Annotated in this window: 18 protein-coding genes; 11 read left to right on the plus strand and 7 right to left on the minus strand. The window is 44.1% G+C overall.

All coding sequences use genetic code 11. From position 1 onward, the window contains the following. The first annotated feature begins 4 nt into the window (after positions 1 to 4). Positions 5 to 925 carry a DMT family transporter gene (locus tag IEV36_RS15770; protein ID WP_005255670.1) on the plus strand — a complete coding sequence of 307 codons (921 nt, stop codon included), beginning with the start codon at positions 5 to 7 and terminating at the stop codon, positions 923 to 925. Positions 926 to 1,322: 397 nt separating this feature from the next. Here the strand turns inward: IEV36_RS15770 and tsaC are convergent, their stop codons facing one another. Genes tsaC through IEV36_RS15785 form a run of 3 tightly spaced genes read right to left on the minus strand, consistent with a single transcriptional unit; the run spans position 1,323 to position 4,221 of the window. Next, the gene (tsaC, locus tag IEV36_RS15775) at positions 1,323 to 1,892 is read right to left on the minus strand and encodes an L-threonylcarbamoyladenylate synthase type 1 TsaC (protein WP_005255662.1); all 570 of its coding nucleotides are present in this window, start codon (positions 1,890 to 1,892) and stop codon (positions 1,323 to 1,325) included. Positions 1,893 to 1,930: 38 nt separating this feature from the next. Continuing rightward, entirely contained in the window at positions 1,931 to 3,061 is a 1,131-nt protein-coding gene (dprA, locus tag IEV36_RS15780) for a DNA-processing protein DprA (RefSeq protein WP_005255661.1), read from the minus strand. Positions 3,062 to 3,069: 8 nt separating this feature from the next. Next, a complete protein-coding gene (locus IEV36_RS15785) occupies positions 3,070 to 4,221 on the minus strand; it encodes a LysM peptidoglycan-binding domain-containing protein (RefSeq protein ID WP_004773213.1) in 1,152 nt (383 codons plus the stop codon). A 123-nt stretch (positions 4,222 to 4,344) separates the two neighbouring features. Between IEV36_RS15785 and def the strand changes: the two genes are divergently transcribed. The 3 genes from def (at position 4,345) to IEV36_RS15800 (ending at position 7,525) form a co-directional block, all read left to right on the plus strand. Then, entirely contained in the window at positions 4,345 to 4,875 is a 531-nt protein-coding gene (gene def, locus IEV36_RS15790) for a peptide deformylase (RefSeq protein ID WP_004773212.1), read from the plus strand. A 24-nt stretch (positions 4,876 to 4,899) separates the two neighbouring features. Then, the gene (locus IEV36_RS15795) at positions 4,900 to 5,331 is read left to right on the plus strand and encodes a DUF2946 family protein (protein WP_004773211.1); all 432 of its coding nucleotides are present in this window, start codon (positions 4,900 to 4,902) and stop codon (positions 5,329 to 5,331) included. A gap of 73 nt (positions 5,332 to 5,404) precedes the next feature. Further along, positions 5,405 to 7,525, plus strand: coding sequence for a TonB-dependent copper receptor (locus IEV36_RS15800; RefSeq protein ID WP_005255660.1), 2,121 nt, complete (start codon positions 5,405 to 5,407; stop codon positions 7,523 to 7,525). A 47-nt stretch (positions 7,526 to 7,572) separates the two neighbouring features. Here the strand turns inward: IEV36_RS15800 and IEV36_RS15805 are convergent, their stop codons facing one another. Together IEV36_RS15805 and IEV36_RS15810 are read right to left on the minus strand one after the other, a co-directional pair. Beyond that, positions 7,573 to 8,334 (minus strand): hypothetical protein, encoded by a 762-nt coding sequence (locus IEV36_RS15805; RefSeq protein ID WP_005255659.1) that lies wholly within the window; start codon positions 8,332 to 8,334, stop codon positions 7,573 to 7,575. A gap of 315 nt (positions 8,335 to 8,649) precedes the next feature. Beyond that, positions 8,650 to 12,144, minus strand: a complete 3,495-nt coding sequence (locus tag IEV36_RS15810) for a hybrid sensor histidine kinase/response regulator (RefSeq protein ID WP_171067961.1) — start codon at positions 12,142 to 12,144, stop codon at positions 8,650 to 8,652. A 184-nt stretch (positions 12,145 to 12,328) separates the two neighbouring features. Here IEV36_RS15810 and IEV36_RS15815 point away from each other — a divergent pair, with 184 nt between their 5' ends. Both IEV36_RS15815 and IEV36_RS15820 read left to right on the plus strand, forming a co-directional pair. Next, on the plus strand, positions 12,329 to 12,661 hold the full coding sequence (locus tag IEV36_RS15815) for a DUF485 domain-containing protein (RefSeq protein WP_004773206.1): 333 nt from the start codon (positions 12,329 to 12,331) through the stop codon (positions 12,659 to 12,661). A gap of 1 nt (position 12,662) precedes the next feature. Further along, positions 12,663 to 14,378 (plus strand): cation acetate symporter, encoded by a 1,716-nt coding sequence (locus IEV36_RS15820; protein WP_032810733.1) that lies wholly within the window; start codon positions 12,663 to 12,665, stop codon positions 14,376 to 14,378. 49 nt (positions 14,379 to 14,427) lie between these two features. On the opposite strand, the gene IEV36_RS15825 is transcribed toward IEV36_RS15820, so the two are convergent. Further along, positions 14,428 to 15,636 carry an oxygenase MpaB family protein gene (locus IEV36_RS15825; protein WP_005255657.1) on the minus strand — a complete coding sequence of 403 codons (1,209 nt, stop codon included), beginning with the start codon at positions 15,634 to 15,636 and terminating at the stop codon, positions 14,428 to 14,430. 85 nt (positions 15,637 to 15,721) lie between these two features. Here IEV36_RS15825 and IEV36_RS15830 point away from each other — a divergent pair, with 85 nt between their 5' ends. Both IEV36_RS15830 and IEV36_RS15835 read left to right on the plus strand, forming a co-directional pair. Then, positions 15,722 to 16,318: a TetR/AcrR family transcriptional regulator gene (locus IEV36_RS15830; RefSeq protein ID WP_005255651.1), complete on the plus strand. Its 597-nt coding sequence runs from the start codon at positions 15,722 to 15,724 to the stop codon at positions 16,316 to 16,318. Between the two features lie 46 nt (positions 16,319 to 16,364). Beyond that, positions 16,365 to 17,048 carry an ion channel gene (locus tag IEV36_RS15835; RefSeq protein ID WP_004773200.1) on the plus strand — a complete coding sequence of 228 codons (684 nt, stop codon included), beginning with the start codon at positions 16,365 to 16,367 and terminating at the stop codon, positions 17,046 to 17,048. On the opposite strand, the gene IEV36_RS15840 is transcribed toward IEV36_RS15835, so the two are convergent. Continuing rightward, positions 17,042 to 17,998: a LysR family transcriptional regulator gene (locus tag IEV36_RS15840; protein WP_005255649.1), complete on the minus strand. Its 957-nt coding sequence runs from the start codon at positions 17,996 to 17,998 to the stop codon at positions 17,042 to 17,044. The genes IEV36_RS15835 and IEV36_RS15840 overlap by 7 nt on opposite strands. Before the next feature lie 228 nt (positions 17,999 to 18,226). Here IEV36_RS15840 and IEV36_RS15845 point away from each other — a divergent pair, with 228 nt between their 5' ends. The 3 genes from IEV36_RS15845 (at position 18,227) to IEV36_RS15855 (ending at position 23,003) form a co-directional block, all read left to right on the plus strand. After that, the gene (locus tag IEV36_RS15845) at positions 18,227 to 19,435 is read left to right on the plus strand and encodes an acyl-CoA dehydrogenase (protein ID WP_005255647.1); all 1,209 of its coding nucleotides are present in this window, start codon (positions 18,227 to 18,229) and stop codon (positions 19,433 to 19,435) included. A 135-nt stretch (positions 19,436 to 19,570) separates the two neighbouring features. Then, entirely contained in the window at positions 19,571 to 20,794 is a 1,224-nt protein-coding gene (locus tag IEV36_RS15850) for a CaiB/BaiF CoA transferase family protein (RefSeq protein ID WP_005255645.1), read from the plus strand. A 232-nt stretch (positions 20,795 to 21,026) separates the two neighbouring features. Further along, on the plus strand, positions 21,027 to 23,003 hold the full coding sequence (locus IEV36_RS15855) for a glycine betaine transporter (protein ID WP_005255644.1): 1,977 nt from the start codon (positions 21,027 to 21,029) through the stop codon (positions 23,001 to 23,003). Positions 23,004 to 23,463: the final 460 nt, after the last annotated feature.

Genomic DNA, 23,463 nt, shown 5'->3' on the forward strand with positions numbered 1-23,463 from the left:
AATGATGGGTCAGTTAACGAAATACCAAAAATGGGCATTTGTATTGCCTTTGATTGCCGTGTTGATTTGGTCACTCAATATTGCGGTAACTCGCTATGTGGCAGACTATATTTCCCCAGTCAGTATCAGCTTTTATCGCTGGTTTGTTGCCTTCCTGATCTTGACCCCTTTTATGTTGCCAAAAGTCTGGAAGCAACGTGCTCTAATTCGTCCGTTCATTCCTAAACTGGCGGTACTCAGTGCATTTGGGATGGTGTTGTATCAAGGGCTGTCTTATACCGCAGCGCACTATACCACCGCGACGAATATGGGAATCGTAAATGCCTTTGTGCCTATTTTTACCATTTTCATCTCTTACATTATTTTAAAAGATGCACCGAATCGCTATGCCATTTTCGGGAGTTTATTGTCTTTTGCTGGCTTGATTTATGTCATGAGTCAGGGGCGTATTTCTAGCCTGTTTGAGCAGGGCGGTCATTGGGGCGATGCGGTCATGGTATTGGCCGTGGGATTCTATGCCTTCTATGGTGTGTTCCTGAAAAAATGGCAAGTTCAGTTGCCATTGATGACCAGTTTATATGTGCAGATTGCATTTGCCCTGATTTATCACTTGCCATTCTTATTGTGGTTGGGGCTGGATGGGATCAATGCTGAAAATGCGGCCAGTGTGCTTTATGCAGGGATGTTCCCGTCATTGATTGCACCATTGTTATGGATGGTCGCCGTGCAAGCGATTGGACCAAACCGTACCAGTATTTTCATGAACTTGATGCCAGTATTCACCGCGATTATTGCTAGTCTGTGGTTATCGGAACACTGGACTATTTACCATACCATTGGTGGTGTCATGATTCTGGTGGGGATCATCATGGCACAAAAGAAAACCCTTAAAGCACCAGTCAAATTGGCAGAGTCTGCCTCATAAAGATGAAAGCCATAGGTGTGTTTGTTTAAAAAATAGACAAACGCACCGATTTATTTTTTGAATGATTCTCCTTTCTATCTGATTTGCAACTATATTTTTTAAGATAGTGAAGGTTTAGGCTCAAAAAAAGCTGAATAAAAATAAAAATATAATTTTATTAAAAAGGTTGAAGTGACAAAAAAGGTACGCTTTTCACATTTTTTGTTAGATAAATAATATATTTGTATAAATGAAATGATTGGCTCATAATACCAGCCACAGCAAAATGATTCATTTTAGAATGAATAAGTTGCTTACCGAATTGATGAACCCTCTGGATGTGATTATACACATCCTTTTTATGCTCAGTTATCCCTATATAACTGAGCTTTTTTTTGTCCGCTATTCACCTAAATCATCAAGCCCGAACAATTTCACCTGTCAGTGCATTGAGGATACGACTCGGCTCCCGACTCAATCCTAGATCGCCTTCTAGATAATGTAATGCGTCGCCAAAATATGCTTGAGCATCTGCCACACTATGAGCAGGTGTCTGGCCTGCTGGATTGGCACTGGTCGAGACAATAAATCCATTAAAATGTTGGCACAGTTGTACGCATAAAGGATGGGTGGTTACACGCACCGCCACCAGAGGATGCTGACCTTTGATCCATGTTGGAATGTGTTTATCAGCTGGTAATAGCCATGTTGTGGCCCGTTCAGTTGGCTGGCGATTTGACCAGCTGCGGATCACTTGCTGACGAATGTCGTTACTTAAACCTTGTAGTAAATGTGCTACCTGATCTAAATGACCTGCTAATAAAATGACGCCTTTTTCAACGGGACGATGTTTGATTTCCAGAATCTCCTGAAAAGCCTGTTCATTATAGGGATCACAGCCCAAACCCCAGACCGCCTCGGTTGGGTAAGCCAGAACCTGTCCTTGTTTTAAAAGTTGTGCTGCTTCAGAAATAGAAGAGGTGATCATGCGAGGTCAATACAATAGCAGAGGGAGAGGTGACTAGTTTAATGCATTGGGCGGCAACGTAAATAGCGACCTGCCTGTTGCATGCTTAAACCGAGTAATTCCAGTTCCATTAATTGGGCCGTTAATTCAGCAATAGGCGCAGCATAGCGTTGCGCCAGTTGATCCAGATCTTGTCCAACCCAGTCTAAAACCTGATAGAGCTCAATTAAATGAGCGGGTAGCGTTGGCGGTGCAGAGACAATATCTGTTGCTGGTTGTTGCTGGGCTTGCCATTGTGTAGGTAAAGCCAGATCTTCAATCACCTGTTCAGGATGATCCACCAGAATCGCACCTTCGCGGATCAACTGATGACAGCCCTGATGATGTTCACTATAAATATGTCCAGGAATGGCAAATACCATTTTTCCCTGACTGGCAGCTTCATTGGCAGTAATTAATGAACCGCTTTTAAGTGCAGCTTCGACCACCAATACACCCAGACTTAAACCACTGACAATACGGTTTCGCCGAGGGAAATGTTGTTGTAAAGGCATGGTCGTGGGTAGAAATTCAGTCACTACTGCGCCTGACTGGGTAATTTGTTGTGCCAGTTGTTTATGCTGGGCAGGGTAGACGGTGTCTAGTCCTGTACCTGTCACTGCGATAGTACGCTGATGAACCAGACCACCTTGATGGGCTGCCTGATCAATGCCATGAGCCAAGCCGCTACTAATATAGAAACCTTTTTCACTTAAATAGTAAGCAAAATCATAGGCAACTTGTCGCCCGTGAGGACTCGGTTTTCGACTGCCGACCATGGCAATTTGAGGTTGTAACAGCGCTTGCGCCTGACCTTGTCCGAACAGAATCGGTGGACGATCTGTATAAGGCAGCAGTTGCGTCGGATAGCCAATATCTTCGGGCGTTAAAATAAAGTCACTATAGCGGCTAATCAGTTGAACCAGTTGTTCAAACTGTTGCTGGCCTTGTGCTGTCTGGAATTCCGCTAAACGTTTTAAATGATTGGCATGCAGGCCAAGTTGAGACCATTCTGAAAAACGATGACTTTGTGTGGCCTGTTCACAGCTACCGAAATGCTGCTGGATCTTTTGGAAGCTGGAAAGCGAATGTTGAACCAAGTACCACACCAGCACAGTATGGTAGTGATGAGGCGATAATTGATTCAACATCTTAGGCCTTAATCGTCAAGACGTGGTGGTTTGATATCTGAGCCAAGCTTAATTGGTAACTCGCTTTCGAGTACATAGGCATAGCTGATACGGTCAAAACTCTTGAAGATCATGACACTACCCAAATATTGTCCAGGTAGTTTCACTTGTTCTTTGGTTTTTGGGTCACGAACAGTTTCACCATCTTGATAGATACTAAATACCTGACCGACCTCAACACCATCAACCGTTCCACGATCTACGGTTACGACCCCATTTTTTGCGGCTGTACCGATGGAACCCATCACACGGATAATTTTACCACCATCTTTGACCTGATTGGCGTCAGTTGGATAGAACAGGGTCGGAAGCATGGCATCCTGTTCAGCCATGACACGGTCGCCACGACGTACTTCCCCATTATAGCTATCGGTCAGTTCAACCGTGGTGATGTCATTTTCACTACGAATCGCCACACCAGAGGCAACTTGCGTCAGTTCAACTCCAAGATTCTGTTTTTTACCATTCTGATCCAGTACTACATAGGGTTCACCTTCACGGAATACGCCGTAGCGCTGGCCATTTTCAAGGCCTTGGCCACGCACATAAACACTTTGGCCTTTACCTGCCATAACACGGTTATCGGCAGTGCCTAGAATATAAGGTGTATTGGCAATCGCGTCTGCTGGCAGCACAGAAGTGCGCTCTAACCATTGCTGAATATGTGTCAATGGAATAACAGGCACGCTATTGTTCAATGCTTCAACACGGACTTGCGGGCGCAGAGTAGACGTATTGCCTGTATAGCGACGAATAATACCGTCACAGCCATCACCTTCATCTTTACCAATCAATGGCTTACCGTTCAGGCTACAGAGTAATAGGCGATCCCCTGGATAAATCCAGTGTGGATTTTTGACATGCTTGTTGCTTGCCCAGATTTCAGGCCAGCGCCATGGCTTCTTTAAAAATTTACCCGAGATATCCCAGAGCGTATCGCCTTTTTTCACCACATAGACATGCGGAGCACCTACTTTCACCGCAGGTGGGCTAACATTCGGGCTGGCTGCATGCGCAAAATTGACACTCATCCCCAATCCTGCACAAATTGCAGCTGCAATCAGTTGTTTTTTTAACCCCAAGGCATGAAATGATGGTATGCCGTTTAAAACCTTTTTCATTATCATAATTCCTAAAAATTATGTGTGTAGTTGCGCTATAATAACGACTTTACACACAATTTTTTTGATCAAGCATTCCCTTCAGTTGGTTTTTTGATCAATGGCATAAGTGAGGACGACAGTATGGCCTTATTACCTATTTTAAGTTTTCCTGATCCCCGCCTTCGTACCATTGCCAAGCCAGTCGAAGAAGTCACTGATGAAATTCGTCAGCTTGCAGCAGATATGTTTGAAACCATGTATGAAGCACCAGGTATCGGTTTGGCGGCAACTCAGGTTGATCATCATATTCAGCTTATTGTTATGGACATCTCGGAAGAGAAAAACCAACCGATGGTGTTCATTAACCCCAAAGTCATTCCACTGACCGAAGATACTCAGCCTTATGAAGAAGGCTGTCTCTCTGTGCCTCAAATATACGACAAAGTTGAGCGTCCGTCACGCGTAAAAATCGAGGCAATTAACCTTGAAGGTCAAGCATTTGAGTTAGAAGCTGACGAACTTCTCGCTGTTTGTATCCAACATGAAATGGATCACTTAAATGGCAAACTTTTTGTCGATTATTTATCGCCTTTAAAACGTCAGCGTGCACGTGAAAAAGTGGAAAAAGTGGTGCGCCAACGCGATAAAGAGAAAGTTGCAGTTAAACGCTAAACTGTAACGACGATGAATTAACAGATGTTGTCCTTGTTTCGTTGTGGGTTGTTGCTGGCTTTAACCGCGGTCTGTTTACAGATTGCGGTTTTCTTGCAGCCGCTCCTTCCGAAGCAATATCAGATTGCGCCTGTGTGTGAAACCATCACCCAAGCGCTCCTGTTACCTAAACTACAAAGTACCCAGAGCCATTCGGCACAACATCCTCATGAACATCAGCTTGAGCATGCTCAGGTTTCGATGCCGCATCATGACCATCATGATCCTAATCACCAATGTCAGTACTGTACGGTCTATGCCAATCTGGTCCTGCCGCCTGAATTTGGTGTGAAAGAAGTGCTGGTTCGGATTCAAATCCGTTTAGTTGCTTATCAGCAAGCGTTTAAGCATGTTTATTTTGCACTACAACGGTTATTTCTGTTGCCCCAAGGGCGAGCCCCGCCACTCTTTGCATAAATTAAAACGTCATTTTCATTAGGGTTTTCAAAACTCTAGCCTAGTTTTACTTATGTTTTAAGAGAGACCTATCATGGCTCAACCTAAATTTTTATTACAACCGCTCACGGTTGCGATCCTTGCTGCCTCAAATACGGTAACGGTTTGGGCAAATCCTGCCGACTCATCCGCAGCTGAACATGCTCATGTTTCGCTTGCGCCGATTGTGGTAACCGCCCAACAACCAAATGAGAGCAATGGTTTGGTGGTACAAGCCGATCCAAAACAGCCGATTCAGCCAATCCCAGCAACGGATGGGGCAGATTATTTACAAAGTATTATGGGCTTTAATGCGATACAGAGTGGCGGTACCAATAGTGACGTGACTTTCCGTGGCATGTTTGGTTCACGTATCAAAATTCTGACCGATGGTACGGAAAATCTGGGGGCATGTCCGAGCCGTATGGATGCACCGACCTCGTATATTTCACCCGAAAGCTATGATCGTATTTCGGTGATTAAAGGCCCACAAACGGTTCAATATGCCAATACAGGTTCTGCTGCAACCGTGATTTTTGAACGTCAACCAGAGAAGTTAACCCAAGCTAAACCTTATCGTGGCCAAGCAAGTGTACTGTGGGGTTCATTTGGGCGTTTAGACCAAAATGTTGAAGCCGCGGTGGGGGACGAGAAAAAATATATCCGTTTGAATGCCAATCGTTCTGAGTCGAATAGCTATCAGGATGGTGACGGTAAAACCGTGCCTTCTTCATGGGAACGCTGGAATGCAGACGTTGCTTTAGGCTGGACACCTGACGAAAATACCTGGTTGGAATTGACGGGTGGCAAGGCTGATGGCGAGGCTGAATATGCGGGTCGTGGTATGGATGGTGCCCAATTCGCACGTGAGAGTTTAGGCCTGCGCTTTGAAAAGAAAAATGTCACCGATGTGATCAAGAAAATTGAAGGTCAGGTGAACTATAGCTACAACGACCATATTATGGATAACTATAGTTTGCGCACACCGCCCATGGTTGAAATGCAGCATGGTGATCACAGCATGCTGATGCCAAACCCAATGGCAATGCAAGTGACGCGCCGTACTTTGAACTCACGTTTGGCGATGACCTCTGAATGGGATCAGTGGAGCTTAATCACGGGAGTGGATTCTCAGTTCAATAAACATGGTGGCAGCATGTCATCACCGATCATGCCATCTATGAATGTTCCATTCCGTCAGGATATGCGCTTCCAGTCTTATGGCGCTTTTGGTGAGTTAACTTATCAGTTGAATCCGCAGAGCAAGATTGTAACAGGCGCTCGTGTCGATCAGGTTAAGGTTGATGATGAGCGTGCTGACTCTAAGGCCAAAGGATTCAATACCCAGCTTGAAAAAACCTTACCAAGTACATTTGTCCGTTTGGAAAATCAAAATGTCGAGCATGGCCTCAATAGCTATGTTGGACTGGGTTATGTAGAACGTATGCCTGATTATTGGGAGCTATTCAGTCCTGAACATGGTAATGCAGGTTCGAGCAATACCTTTAACGGCGTCCGTCCAGAAAAAACCTTACAGCTAGATCTTGGTTTTACCCAGCAACAGGGTGCATTTAACTCATGGGTTTCTGCTTATGCAGGACTGATTGATGATTATATTCTGATGAGTTATCACGATCATAGCCACTTACATGAAGGTGGACATGGCGGGCATGGAGGTGGTGGAATTACCGCAGGTGCCAAGAATGTTGATGCCACCATTGCAGGGGCTGAGGCTGGAATCGGGTATCAGTTTACCGATCATATTCAGGCAGACGTGAGTGCGATGTATGCATGGGGTAAAAATACCAGCGACAATACGCCGTTGCCACAAATTGCACCTTTAGAAGGTCGTGTGAATTTACGTTATGTTGCTGATAAATACACGCTTGGTATGTTGTGGCGTGTCGTCGATCAGCAAAACCGTGTGAGTTTGCACCAAGGAAATATCGTGGGATATGACCTTAAACCAAGTGCGGGTTTCTCAACGATTTCATTGAATGGTAGTTATAGTCTGAATAAAGACGTCGATCTTTCAGTTGGTGTCGATAATCTGCTCGATAAAACTTATACCGAACACCTGAATAAAGCGGGCAGTTCAGGTTTTGGTTTTGCCAGTGAAGAGCAGTTCAATAATACTGGACGCAACTACTGGATGCGTATGAGCATGAAGTTCTAAGCCATGCAAAAACAAGGTGGATCAGTCCACCTTGTTTTACTTTAGCTCTAAGCCAGACAATCCTGTTTTGGCATCAGGCTATCGCAATACAATGGATTTAATGCACATTGCAAATCATCAATTTGTTCTTGAGTGACGTAACCCTTACTCTTGAGATATTCCGCCACGCGGTCATCACGCAGGCTTAAAAATGCTGCATCATAAACGCCTAAATCAACAAATAAAGCAGCTGTTTCCAGACTATTAAAATGATCGAGGAAGACATCATTATCATGCATCAGGAAAATATGTGTGAACGGTGCATTGCTATCGACTTTTAAAAGCTGCGCCAATTGTTCAGGACGCGTTTTGATAAACAATAAGTCGGAAAGTTCATCAAACTGGCTTTTGTCCAGTTGGTTTTCATCGCCTTTGACATGACTTAACCATGCTTTAAAGACCAGAACTGCACCGCCGCGTAACAGCATGCTCCAAATTTGATGGCGTGTTTCATGGCCGAGATGAGCAGATTCTGCTTCAAGTGCATCTAAAAATTTCTGCTCTTGCTGTGCCAGCTTTTCAAATAATCCCAAACCTTGTGGATGGTAGGCTGCGGGAGCAAATACATCAAAATTCAGTTCATGGAATACATTCAACGCTAGTGGAACTGCCGCCTGATAGAGGGTATCTAGTGCATGTAAATGTGTCTCTTCGAGTTTGCTATGCGCAAAAATCTGTTGCCACTCTAATTGCGGTAATAAGGCATTCGCGCTGTATTGGCGATAAAACTGTTGTGACGTATGGTCTGTTGTGGGGTGACTATTATTCATGATCAATGTCCTTTTCGACAGTCTGTTTCTAGAAACCCAACACGATGAGCCATAGGTTTCCATTAATTTGATCAATTTATGCGGTATCAAGAAAGCAAGTAGAATACGACTAAAGTTGTAGGATGGTTTTTTAGGGTAAAATTACAAAATAAAAACAATAACTTAATTAATTGTAAGTAAGTGTACAAACGTTCACTAATGTAAGTGAACGTTTTTGCCATAGCCAATTATCATTTGAGCACTTTGGTCAATTTATCATCGGTCAAAATGCTGCTTTTTGATGATTTTTGCCTATATTGCAAAATATTTTGTCATTTATTGCATAGGCATGATTTTTAAACCAGATAACCACGCACGTAAGCCAGCAGGTTTAAGCGGCTTTTTCAGCAATACAATATTCTGCTGTTTTAAATATTGAGGCAGTTCTGGATCAGAATCTGCTGTGATCAATGCTACTGGAATATGTGCAGGACGATATTGTTCAATAAAGTCCAAACCACGTTGATCATGATTCAAATGCTGATCAATCAGCCAGACCTGAATCTCTTCCTGCTCAATAAGTCGTAATGCCTCTTCAGGTTCTGTTGCAGTGAAGATCTGATAGCCCCATTTGCTCAACAGTGTTCGCATGCCTTCCAGAATGGTTTCATCATTATCCAGACATAGAACTTTATAGGCCGTATGCTGTAATGCTGTCACATGCGGTGTCGCCGTTTGAATTTTAGGTGCTTCCACTAAAGGGACTTCGATCATGAAGCAGGAGCCTTTACCCAGTTCAGAATAAACATGTACGGGGAAATCCAGCAGGCTGGTCATTCGTTGTACAATTGCAAGTCCCAGTCCAAGACCTTGTTCTCCCCAAGGTGAAGTATGCCCACAACGCTCAAATTCTTGGAACAGTTTAAGGCGCTGTTGTTCATTAATCCCTGGCCCTGTATCCCAAACACCAATACGAATATGGTTTGCTCGCTGTGCGGAACGCAACACACCAACCACCACACGTCCTTGCGCTGTATAACGTAAAGCATTGCTGACAAAGTTCTGAATAATTCGTCGCATCCATTGAGGATCGGTATCTACCCAAAACTTGGTATCGTGGACGGAGAGTTGAATATCGCGCTGGGCCGCAATGGATTTGAACTGTAATTCTAGGTCGTTCAATAAATCATGCAATGAATAGGCTTGGCGTTTGGGTTGAATGGTACCGCCTTCTAAACGGGCAATATCAAGTAGGGCAGAGAGCATACTTTCTGCGCCGTAAAGTGCCCGATCCAGCTGTTGTAAGGTCTGCTGATCTTCTGCGGAATGGACACTTTGTTCTAAAGCGGTACTAAATAAACGTGCTGCATGCATCGGTTGAAGTAAATCATGACTGGCTGCGGCCAAGAAACGGCTTTTCGATTGATTGGCTTTATCGGCTTGTTCCAGCGCCAATTGCTGTTCGGTCAACGCATTCGCAAGCTGCTGGGTTCGGTCACTGACACGTTCTTCCAGTACGGCTTCATTTTCACGGAATGCCGTAATATCGGCAAAAGTGGTGACGAAGCCACCGCCTTCAATGGGGTTGCCGCGCATTTGAATAACGAGACCATCTTTACGAATCCGCTCGAACTCATGCGCACTGCCGACTTTCATCCAGTGCAGTCGTTTACGCACATGTTCTTCAACTGGGCCCGGCCCACATTCACCACGTTCCGCGTTATAGCGAATCAAGTCTGCAATTGGACAGCCGACATAAACCAGATCTTTTGGATAATCAAATAGTTTCAGGTATTGATTGTTCCACGCCACCAGACACATATTTTTATCCACCACACTGACCCCTTGTGTCATGTGATCGATCATGGTCATCAATAAATTTTGGTTAAAACGCTGCCATTGCGAGGCTTGGTCAAGAATATTGGCGACTTGACCCAGTGCCAGACCATTATTAATCATGGCAGTGGTTAATAGCGTACGAGCAGATGCAGCTCCAATAATCCCCGCCAGGTACTGCTCGGTAAAGCGCCACCACATGCCATTCGCCACATGATTTTCATTTAAAACCACATGATTTTGTTCACAAAATTGCTGGAAAGCTTGTAGCGTTGGTTTATCACCTGTGACACGCTTGGCTAATGCCAGTAAATCACCGACTTTAAGTCGTGCAGCATTCAGATGTAGATCTGTCAGGTCAGTGTTGGACTGGGCGGATGGTAACGGTTTGCTTTCATAGTAGAAGAAGCTTTCCGCCTGAATTTGTTCGGCCACACTTGGACGGTAGAGGCGCGATACCCAAATATAAAGCACCACGTTCAAACCTAAAGACCACAACACACCATGGGTGAGCGGGGCAAACGATTCAAACCCGAGTAAGGCTTCGGGACGTAAGCCATTAATATTAAAAGGGCCAAATAATAAAATATGTTGTGCAAAATCTTGATAATGATCAGGCAGGCTACGCAGTACGGTCGGGAACAGTAAGGTGTAGCTCCACATAGCAAAGCCTATTAACAGGCCGACGTAGACACCCTGACGACTTGCACCACGCCAGTATAAGCCACCAATCAAGGCAGGAGAAAATTGTGCGACCGCACTAAAAGCCAGTAAGCCAAAAACAGAGAGTTGGTTGATATCATTAAAGAAATGGAAAAACAAAAAGCCCAGTAACATTACGCTAATGATACTAATGCGGCGGGTGAGTTTGAGTACCCGAGGCAAATGCTGATCATGACGGGAAATAATTTTAAAACGCCACAGGGCAGGCATGATCAGGTCATTACTGAGCATAATTGACAATGCCACAGAGGCAACCAAAAGCATGCCAGTCGAAGCTGAAAAGCCTCCCAGAAAAGCCAAAAGTGCTAACCAATCCTGCTGATAGCTCATCGGTAAGGCCAGTACGGCAATGTCTGGTGTCCCCAGCGATTCGGGTAAAGAATGCAGCGCCCAACTGGCAATTGGAATAATCGCAATCACGGTCAGAATCAGATAGGCAGCGAACCAGCGACGCGCCCCACGAATATGTTTTTCATCCCGTAATTCCACCACCGCCACATGAAACTGACGTGGTAGGCAGATCATGGCTAGACCAGCCAGTAACGTTTGCACCCAGAATGTTTCAGGAACACCGAGTTGTTGCAGGTCATGAAAATGCTGATGAACATCAGTACTGACCTGTTTGATATTGTCAGGTGATTGTAATAAGAAAAATGCTGCCACACAGAGCAGGGCAAAGAGCTTAACAAAGGACTCAAAGGCAACAGCCAGCATTAAACCGCCGTGCTGTTCGGTATGCGCAATATGCCGTGTCCCAAAAATCATGGCTAAAATCGCCAGTACAGCCGTAAGCACCAGAACACTATTGGTGGTGGTATGGATATGTGCGTTCTGCTCCAGAATCACCGAAGCGCTAAGTGCAATAGCGCGAAGTTGCAAAGCCAGATAGGGCACAATCGCAATGACGGCAAGAATCGTGACCAGTGCTGCCAGACTTCCGCTTTTGCCGTAGCGGGCAGCCACAAAATCGGCAATTGACGAAATAGCATGGTGCTGACGGATGCGGCCTAAGCGCTTCCAGATGTCATAACCAAACCAGATAAATAGCAATGGCCCAAGATAAATCGGCAGAAAGATCACGCCTTGGCGAACCGCGGCGCCTGTTGCGCCATAAAAGGTCCATGAAGAACAATATACGCCCAAAGTTAAGCTGAACAGCAGCATCCGACCACGCGTACTTAAACGGCTGGCGTGCTTTTCACCAAAAAAAGCACAGCCGAATAACAGCACAATGTACAGGGCCAATACCCCAAGAATAAGCCAACTGTTCATATTGCTCACGTGATCAAATTCCATTTTTTATCATACCCGAAGCGCGGGTATAGCAAGGAGTAGAGATTTGCATTTAGAGACCAAAGTCTAAGTTACGAGTCAATCATAATCTTGTTAAGTTGGATAATGAAAAATCCCACGTAAAAAGGGGTCCACGGTTGGACACAAAAATAAGGAGTTGATTATGGATGATTCTCAGGTAGATCGAATTCTACATAATCCAAAGTTTCAAGAAATGGTCAGCAAAAAGCGTACATTAAGTTGGACATTAACAGCAATTATGCTGTTTATCTACGTTGGATTTATGCTTTTGGTTGGCTATAACAAAGAATTTTTAGCAAGTTCATTTAGCGGTGGTGTAACCACTTGGGGTATTCCCCTCGGTTTAGGCATTATTGTGTTGTCATTTATTTTATGTGGGGTGTATTCCTACATTGCCAATAATAAGCTTGACCAGTTGAATGAAGAAGCCCTCAAGGAAGTTGAGGCCATTGCACATGAAAAAGGGATGCACTGAGATGAAAGGGACATCATTCAAAGCGATACTGTTCACACTGCTCAGCTTTTGCTGCACAAGTATTGCATTCGCCAGTCCAGATTTAGGTACAGCTGAACAGCAAGCGACCAACTGGCATGCGATCATTATGTTTACGATCTTTGTCGGTTTTACATTGTTCATTACCAAATGGGCAGCGAAGCAAACCCAGTCTGCACAAGATTTCTATACCGCTGGTGGCGGGATTAGTGGTTTCCAAAATGGTTTGGCGATTGCCGGTGACTATATGTCAGCCGCATCGTTCTTGGGTATTTCTGCATTGGTGTTCAGTTCGGGCTTTGATGGCTTGCTTTATTCACTCGGTTTCATGGTCGGTTGGCCAATCGTTTTGTTCCTTGTGGCAGAGCGTTTACGTAATCTGGGTAAATATAACTTATCCGATGTAGTGTCGTTCCGTCTGGAAGAAAAGCCAGTACGTACCTTGGCAGCATTTAGTTCACTGGTTGTCGTGGCGTTCTACCTGATTGCACAGATGGTCGGTGCAGGTCAGCTCATCAAATTATTATTCGGTTTGAACTACAACATCGCAGTTGTGATCGTGGGCCTCTTGATGATGGCGTATGTGATCTTCGGTGGCATGTTGGCAACCACGTGGGTGCAAATCATTAAAGCAGTGATGTTGCTCAGTGGCGCGACTTTCATGGCATTTATGGTAATGAAAGCAGTTGGTTTTAGCTTCACCAATATGTTCAATCAAGCGATTGAGGTGTATAGCCAGGCGCACAGCATGAGCTGGGATGAAGCCGCTAAAATCATGGGGCCAGGTTCATTAACGGCTAACCCGATTGATGCGCTTTCACTTGGTCTTGCCTTGATGTTTGGTACTGCTGGTTTACCGCATATCTTGATGCGTTTCTTCACGGTGAAAGATGCCAAAGAAGCACGTAAATCAGTTGTGGTGGCAACGGGCTTTATTGGTTACTTCTATCTTTTAACCTTCATTATCGGTTTCGGTGCAATCCTGTTTGTTGCAAACAACCCGCAATTCCTTGATCTTGCGAAAGCAGCAGTGACAGGCAAATTAGAGTTGGTGGGCGGTAACAACATGGCGGCAGTTCACTTGAGTGATGCTGTGGGCGGTGACTTGTTCATGGGCTTCATTTCAGCGGTCGCATTCGCAACAATCCTTGCGGTGGTTGCAGGTTTAACGCTGTCAGGTGCATCTGCAATTTCACATGACCTTTATGCCAACGTATTCAAGAAAGGCAAAACAACACCTGAATCTGAATTGAAAATGTCAAAAATCGCAACTTTAGGTTTAGCGATCTTCGCCATGATTTTGGGTATCTTGTTCGAGAAACAAAACGTTGCCTTTATGGTTGGCTTGGCATTCTCGGTAGCATGTTGTGCAAACTTCCCAGTACTCGTGTTATCAATGTTCTGGAAAGGCTTAACAACGCGTGGTGCAGTGATTGGTGGGGTCGTAGGTTTAGTTGGTGCGGTGAGCCTGATCATTCTATCTAAAGCGGTTTGGGTAGATACCTTGGCGATTTCTGAAACTGCGCCAAACCCATTCAATGGCCCAGCATTATTTGCAATGCCACTTTCATTCTTCTGCTGTTGGTTCTTCTCTGTCACTGACAAGTCAGCACGTGCAGAGAAAGAGCGTAAAGCCTTTGATGCTCAGTTTGTTCGCTCAATGACTGGTATCGGTGCTTCTGGTGCGTCAGATCACTAATTCGCTTGAGCTAAAAAAAGCCCTCATTGATTGAGGGCTTTTTTACGGCTTATTGATGCATGCTCGCCAGTTGCTGTGACTGATTGCGATAGAGCGACAAGCCAATGCGTTGCAAATGACGCCCATTTTGTTCAAGAAAACGGTTTAATTTTGGAATATGTTTGGCACTGGTATACAGCGCTAAATTTCGACCAATCAGATAATAAGCAAACCAAGCTGCTGATTGTGGAGCTAAACCTAACTTCTGCATTTTCTTGCGACCAATAAAGAACTGGGTAATTTCTAAATGCTGTTTATATGCCAGCTTTTGTTGAAAGGTCCTTAAATAGCGATATTTGCGTTCGAATGGCTCTTTGGAAAGACTTGAGCCGAGTGAGATACTACTGGCATCGGATTGCGGATGGGCAAATTGCATCCAGTAAATCAGTTTCCAGCCTTCTGCCTCATGATCGACCAGCCATTTTTCCTCAACACCCATTAACCAGCCCGCATATTTCCAGAAATGTAAAAAGCTATCGATTTCCTGCTTGCTCGGAAAAATCCCCAAAGCACGGATACCAATCAGTACCACACCACTAAAGGCAATATTGGTCATGGCCTGATCATATTGGTTGATCGGTAGACCCCAAGTCTCAGCATCCCATTTTTCTGATTTTTGCAGTTGATGACGGACTAAGGCATGAATGAATCGCACAAAAATGGTGGATGTAAAGCCTTTACTAAAACGTGCAAAACCATCTGCTTCGGTGATATCGACCCACCATTTAGTGGTTTCAGCGAGACGAGTTCCTGCCTGTTTCTTTAATGCACCAGTCAGGATCAGAGGCTGGTTAAATCCTGGATACATATAGCCGGTCATTAAGGATAAATCCCGTAGGATGAGTCCATTATTAACGCCTAAACGATAAGTAAATTTGAGTGCTTCATCTACTTTGGCTTGCTCATACCAATCAGGTTTCCGTTCCACCAGTTGGAAGAAAGTCGTGAGTTCAGGAATTTCATGCGGTAATTTATCTAAACCTTCATATAGTGCCGTTTCAAAGTATTTACGATGCAGTTTAGGATTTTGTAGCACCCAAAGCAGCACCTGATCCATCGGTTCATCACCACTTTGCAGGGCCGTGTTCAAGTCAAGATAGTCCTGATAACTCGGTTGAACTTCCTGTCGGGTCATATAGCTGAGAATCTTGGTTTTGATATTGCGCTGAATCATGTCTTCAAACGCCGCCAAGCGTTTAGGTTTAACGATGCTTTGCATTGCATAAAGTCCCTGATTGTTATTTAATTAAAGCTTAATATGAATAATTATTCGCATTCAATTCGCATTTCAATTGAGGCTGAGCATGAGAAAACGACCGCAGCAGCAACGCGCCAAAATGATCGTTGAAAGCATTTTGGAAGGGGCACAGAAATGTATTTCTGAATATGGGGTTTTGCAGGTGACCACGCCTAAAATCTCTGAAAAATCAGGGGTGAGTGTCGGATCGATTTATCAGTATTTTGAAAATAAAGAGCAAATCATTGCGGAATTATTGCTACGTAAAAGTGAAAATTTGGGACAGGCGGTAAAGCAACTGGTGATGCTACAACAGCAAACTTCTATTCAGGACATCATCACATTAAGTATTGCCTTTGGCTTTGAATCGCTAAAGTCTGATCAAGGTTTTTTTATCGAAATTTTAAAAAACTGGCATGCTTATAGTGATTCGGAAGCGGCACAAGTTTTAGAGCAGCACTTTTTAGAAGTCGGCATGTATTTATTTGGGCGTTATTATCCACACTGGGATTTTGAGACCTTAAAACATAAGTCTTTTGTGATTATTAACAGTACCTTATTTACCATGATGCGTTATGCCAGTAAAAATACTTTTCTCATTGAAGAACAACGCCTGCAACAAGAACTGTCAAAAATGATCGTTTCTTTTTTAGATACAGTATGATGCACTCAACAAAAATGAAAACCATAACAAGATTCAGGAAAACCACATGCAAAGCTTAAAACAATTCTGGAGTACATTTCGTTTATTGCCATCTGCATGGTTGTTGCTGGTTCAACTGGCTTTATTGGTTCTGTATATGCTGACCTATGGTGATAGTGAATATCGTGCCTTAACTTGGTCAATGGGCGTTTTGGCGCTTCTGATTATTGCTAAGGTGATTCGACAAACACCTGTATTTACCTTTTGGGGCTTGGTTTTTGTCAGTGGTGCCTTCCTATTTTCGATTATGCTCTTTATTGGTTATGCCACACCGACCATTCAAATTATGGCCTATAGTTTTGAGGCTTTGGCCTATTTCTATGCAGCTTATGGCTTGTTGCGTTATATGTTTGCCGACCGTTATCTGACCAAAGATGAGCTATTTGCAGCAGGTGCTGTATTTACCCTAATCGCTTGGGCCTTTGCTTTTTTATACAGTATTTGTCAGCTACTTTTGCCGAACAGTTTCCTGAATCCCAATCAGCCACAAGCCTTACAAAGTTGGCTGGATCTGCTGTTCTTAAGTTTTAGTCTGCAATCGGCAACAGGTTTATCTGACTTGATGCCGATGAGCCCAGCCGCCAGAGTCCTGGCAATGTTACAAATGTTTGGTGGGGTGATGTACCTCGCCGTGGTGGTATCCCGTTTGATTGCATTGCAATATATTGCGCATTTACCCAAAAATCAGTAATCCGATGTTGAGATGGAGCGGGTTGCCGTTTCCTGTTCCAGCCATTCGATGAATTTCAACATAATCGGGTTATGCGGCTGTTCAGCATAAACAAAATAATAGCAACGCGAACCGCTGAGTTTGTGCAATGACACGATGATCAATTCGCCTCGATTCAGTTCTTTTTCAATCAGCATTTGTGGAATCAGGGCCAAGCCAAGATGGTGAGTAGCGGCAACGGCCAGCATGGAAAACAGCTCATGGCGCTGACCTTCCATCGCATAGGGTGCGTTATAGCCCAGACTGTCGAACCATTCTTTCCAGATTGCAGGGCGAGTGGTCTGTTGTAATAAGGGCAGTTGTGAGAGTTGTGACGCAGTCAGATCCAGCGCCGAGGGTGGCTCGTTTTGAATCAGATCAGGGAAGAACTTTTTGATCAGCGTTGGCGAGCAAACAGCAACCACTTCTTCTTGCATCAAAAAATGTGCAGTTGTTCCGGGCCAATTTTCAACTTGAGCGGGCGTACCTGCATAGATGGCAGCATCAAAAATCTGTTCACTGAATAAAAAGGGCTTGGTGCTGGTTTCAAGGTGGATGGTAATTTTGGGATAGTTTTCATTAAAACGATGTAGGCGTGGTAGCAGCCAGCGCGTTGCAAAGGTCGGCACCACCCCGAGTTTGAGCGTGCCACCTAAACCTTGATGTGACATTAGGTCGAGCGTGCTGTGTTCCAGTCCGAGCAAATGTGTCTTGATATTTTTGAGATATTGTTCCCCCGCAATCGTCAGTTCCACCCCATGTCGTACCCGATGAAACAAGGGCAGATTAAGAAACTCTTCCAGTTGCTGAATCTGTCTGGAAACCGCACTTTGGGTCATGCTGAGTTCCTGTGCCGCATGGGTATAGGTCTTATGTTTGGCAGCGGCTTCAAAGCAAATCAATGACTGGAGTGAAGGAATCATACGTCGCATAACAGCGTCCTTGTGTTACCTGCAAAAAAAAACCATGAGGTTGGGAGAATTTAAGCGTTGTACATTATTCTCTGCTGTATTTTTAACAGAATAATGGAGTCTGTTTCAATTGAGCTATGCATAAAACGCATAGCTGTATGAAAAAACATCGTTTGCCTGAAGCTTTAATCTGGCCTAGCATCAAGTACATCACTGATATTCAGATTGCTTAAAAGGAAGATAAAAGTCATGGCAAATCAAGGAAAGCGTGTCTCTTTTAACTGGCAAGATCCATTTTTACTCGAACAGCAACTCAGCCCAGAAGAACGCATGATTCGGGATAGCGCTCAGGCCTATTGTCAAGACAAACTCATGCCACGCGTACTGGAACAATTCCGCCATGAAAAAACAGATCCAAGTATTTTTCGGGAAATGGGTGAGCTAGGTTTATTAGGCCCAACTATTTCAGAGCAGTACGGTGGAGCAGGATTGAACTATGTCAGTTATGGTTTGATTGCACGCGAGATTGAACGCGTAGATTCTGGCTATCGCTCTATGGCTAGTGTGCAAAGTTCGTTGGTGATGGTGCCAATTGATGAATTTGGTACAGAGGCACAAAAACAGAAATACCTGCCTAAATTGGCGTCAGGCGAGTACATTGGCTGTTTTGGATTGACTGAGCCTGACCACGGTTCTGATCCGGGCAGCATGCTATGCCGTGCCAAAAAAGTTGCAGGCGGCTATCGTCTCAGTGGCAGTAAAATGTGGATTACCAACAGTCCAATTGCAGATGTATTTATGGTTTGGGCCAAAGAAGTCACTGAAGCAGGCAATGTCGGAGAGATTCGCGGCTTCATTCTGGAAAAAGGCTGGGAAGGGCTGTCTGCACCTGCCATTCATGGCAAGGTCGGACTACGTGCATCGATTACCGGTGAAATCGTGATGGATCAAGTGTTTGTACCAGAAGAAAATGCATTTCCTGAGGTGCGTGGTCTGAAAGGGCCGTTTACCTGTCTGAACAGTGCCCGTTATGGTATTGCATGGGGTGCAATGGGTGCTGCTGAATTCTGTTGGCATACCGCACATCAATACACCATGGATCGTAAACAGTTCGGTCGTCCGTTGGCAGCCAATCAGCTGATTCAGAAAAAGCTAGCGGATATGCAAACTGAAATTGCTCTAGGCCTACAAGTCGCTTTGCGTTTTGGTCAAATGAAAGATGCAGGCATTGCTTCAGTCGAAGGCACGTCGCTGATCAAACGCAATAACTGTGGTAAAGCGCTGGAAATTGCTCGATTGGCACGTGACATGATGGGCGGTAATGGCATCAGTGATGAATTTGGTGTGGCACGTCATCTGGTCAATCTGGAAGTGGTGAATACCTATGAAGGGACTCATGATGTACATGCCTTGATTCTTGGGCGTGCACAAACAGGCATCGCTGCATTTTCTAACTAAAAATTCATCACTTATTAAACGTAAAGACACGTTTTCGGACGTGTCTTGAGGCACATTCATGCCTAAAAAATATCGACCAAGGCTGTGAAGCAGGGTCGTCAATACGATCCACAATAATCATAAGGAAGGAACAGGATGGGTGCATTAACAGGTTTACGTGTACTGGATCTTAGCCGAGTGTTGGCAGGACCGTGGTGTAGTCAGATTCTGGCCGATTTAGGCGCTGAAGTGATCAAGATTGAACGTCCTCACACAGGTGATGATACCCGTATGTGGGGACCACCGTGGATGAAAGATGATGCAGGACAACCTACACGCGAAGCGGGGTATTATCAGTCTGCCAATCGGAATAAATACTCGGTCGCCATTGATATTGCTTCAAAAGAAGGCCAAGCCTTGCTCAGAGAAATGGTCAAGGACAGTGATGTGCTGATTGAAAATTATAAAGTCGGTTCATTACGCAAATACGGGCTGGACTATGCCAGTCTGAGTGAAATCAATCCGAGATTGGTCTATTGCTCCATTACGGGCTTTGGGCAAACAGGGCCGCGTGCATCTGAACCTGGTTATGATTTTGTGATTCAGGGCATGGCGGGATTGATGAGCATTACTGGTGAAAAGGATGATCTGGCAGGGGGAGGCCCACAAAAAGTTGGCGTTGCAGTCACAGATTTACAAACAGGGTTGTATGCCACCATTGCGATTCAGGCAGCGCTTTGGGCGCGTCAAACAACAGGCAAAGGACAGCATATTGATTTGTCCTTACTCGATGTGCAGGTCGCAGGCTTAGCCAATCATGGCATGAACTATTTGATCACAGGTCAGGCACCGAAACGTTGGGGGAATGCCCATGCCAATATTGTGCCTTATCAAACCTTTAAGGCAAAAGATAAGGACTTTATTATTGCGTGCGGAAATGATGCCCAGTTTAAATCCTTGTGTCAGGCCATCGGTCAAGCTGAATGGGCAGCGCATCCCAAGTTTCGATTCAATCAGGATCGGATTGCGCATCGTGGGGAATTGACCACTTTAATGGATCAGCATTTTCTCACGCAATCTGCACAATACTGGGTAGAGCGGATTCATGCCGTTAAAGTACCTGTAGGTATGATCAATAATGTGGATGAGGCCTTGCAAGAACCGCAAGTACAAGCACGGGAAATGGTAGTGTCGATTCCACATCCACAATATCGGCAATTTAAAATGATTGCGTCGCCATTGAAGTTGTCTGAGACACCTGTGGAATATCGTCTTGCACCGCCCCGTTTGGGAGAGCATACCCAACAGGTTTTAGCAAAATCTTGTTCAGCAGAGGTCTTGGTAGCGTTGACTGAGCAAGGGGTGATTGGGCATTTGTAGAGAATGCCCTGTGTCGTTTAGATTGCTGAAATTTTAGCTTTATCTATATAAAATCAAAATCTTACTGTTTTATTTTATATCCTGTTACAGCATTACAACTGCGTTATTCTTGATATTTTTTATACTAGAGCACGAGTTTTACATTACATGAACTCGCTTTTATTCACGTTGTGAATGTCTTATTTTGGCTGTTATGGCCTGTCCATTATCATTAGAATAACGTGGGGGAATTATGCCTTCCAAGCCATCTTCGCTGTTTGCGAATGTGAATCCAAACGTGTTTTTAAGCACGGTGATCATTATTGCGATTTTTCTCGCAATCGTCATTGTTGCACCAAGTTCCTTTGAACTTCTTACACAGCAGCTTAAACAATGGATCACCGATTCATTTAGCTGGTTTTATGTTTTATCAGTCGCCGTCTTTTTGATTCTACTGATTTATATTGCCTGTTCCGCCAGCGGAAAAATCAAATTAGGACCTGATCACAGTCAGCCTGAATATAGCAATGGCTCATGGTTTGCCATGCTATTTACTGCTGGGATGGGGATCGGTCTGATGTTCTTTGGCGTGGCGGAGCCCGTCATGCACTATATCAGTCCACCGAGCGGTGATCCTGAAAGTGTAGAGTCAGCGCAGCAAGCCTTACGCATCACCTTTTTCCATTGGGGCTTACATGCCTGGGCAATTTATGCAGTTGTCGGGTTAGCGCTTGCTTACTTTGCCTATCGTCATAATCTTCCGTTAAAAACTCGTTCCGCTTTATATCCAATTATTGGTAAAAAGATTTATGGTCCTTTGGGCGATAGTATCGATATTTTTGCCACCATTGGTACGGTATTTGGTGTTGCGACCTCTTTAGGTTTTGGTGTTACCCAGATTAACTCGGGTTTACATTATCTCTTTGGTATCGAGCAAAGTAGCAATGTTCAGGTTGTTCTGATTATCTTTGTCAGTGCCTTGGCATCTTTATCTGTGTTCTTAGGACTGGATAAAGGCGTGAAGCGTCTTTCTGAACTGAATCTGATCTTGGCTTTAGTGCTGTTGGCCTTTGTCTTTATTGCAGGGCCAAGTATCTACTTATTGCAAACAACCATTCAAAACACAGGTTCTTATATTTCCAACCTGTTTAGCATGACGTTTAACTTATATGCCTACCAACCGAATGGCTGGATTGGCGGCTGGACGATCATGTATTGGGCATGGTGGATTTCTTGGTCGCCATTTGTCGGGATGTTTATTGCACGGGTTTCACGTGGTCGAACCATCCGTGAGTTTATCGTCGGTGTATTACTGATTCCAACGGGCTTTACTATCATCTGGATGGGCTTCTTGGGGAATGCCGCACTGTTCAGTATTTTGCAAGAACACAATGTCACCCTGATTCAAGCTGTACAAAATGATTCTTCAGTTGCCTTATTTGAATTCCTGAATCATTTACCGTTTTCGGGTGTGATGAGTTTACTGGCAACAGTACTGGTGATGCTGTTCTTTGTGACCTCTGCCGACTCTGGTGCATTAGTGACGGACTATCTGACCGCTAAAACAGAAAACTCGCCGGCTTGGCAAAGACTGTTCTGGACGGTATTGATGGCGGCTTTGGCAATTATTCTACTTCTGGTGGGTGGTCTCGCTGCGTTGCAAGCGTCAATCATTATGAGTGCCTTGCCGTTTACTTTAGTGATGTTATTGATGAGTTGGGGTTTATTGAAGGCCTTAAAAATCGATGTGACCAAAATGCAAGCTATTCAGGAAGCGCGTATTACACCACGGGCAATTCATAATCCTCGTAGTTGGCAGCAACGTTTAGGTCTGATTATGCATTACCCGCATACTGAAGCTGAGGTAAGAAACTATATTGATACTCAGGTGAGAAAAGCATTTGAAAGTATTCAGAAAGAATTTAAACGCCGTCATCTTGAAGTGAATATTCAAAATACTGAACAAGGCTTGCAATTGCGTGTCGATCATCATCATGAGATTAACTTCATCTATACGGTATATGCCCATGAGACCGTACCGCCAAGTTTTATGCTTGGGCAAGGTGACGCTGACGAAGCTCAATATTACCAGGCAGAAGTATTCTTGAGAGAAGGTGGTCAGAACTACGATGTCATGGATTGGACCCAAGAGGATTTAATTCAGGACATTATTGATCAGTATGAACGTCATCTTTACTTCTTGAATGTTGTACGAGGTACAAATTCTTAATCAAAGATTCGTACTGAAACAATAGAAACAACGGTTTTGAGCATTTCAAAACTGTTGTTTTCTTTTTGGAGCATCTTTTTTAAAGCTAATTTTTAGCTGAAAGCGCTTTTATAAATAAAAAATAAAATGAATCTGCTAAAGAAATGATCAACTTTAAGAAATTTTTGATGTTAATTAAAACGATTTTAATTAAAAATCATTAAATAATAATTGGTTATGCGTGTTTTTGTGTCTTTAAATTATCTTTTAAGATAACTGATAAATTTAAAATTATATAAATCAGTGGATTAGATAAGTTAAAGTTTAAAAATAAAACAACCGAATAATTTAATTTTCAAAAGTGCTTGCGTGTGACCTGAAATGCTGTAGAATGCACATCCATCGGCGGTGATGCAGATAAAAACTTGTTGAGAAACAAGGATTTGGCTAAATAGGTTGGATTCTTGGGTTGGTTGATAAG

This window comes from Acinetobacter vivianii, from assembly GCF_014635885.1.
GTDB lineage: Bacteria > Pseudomonadota > Gammaproteobacteria > Pseudomonadales > Moraxellaceae > Acinetobacter > Acinetobacter vivianii.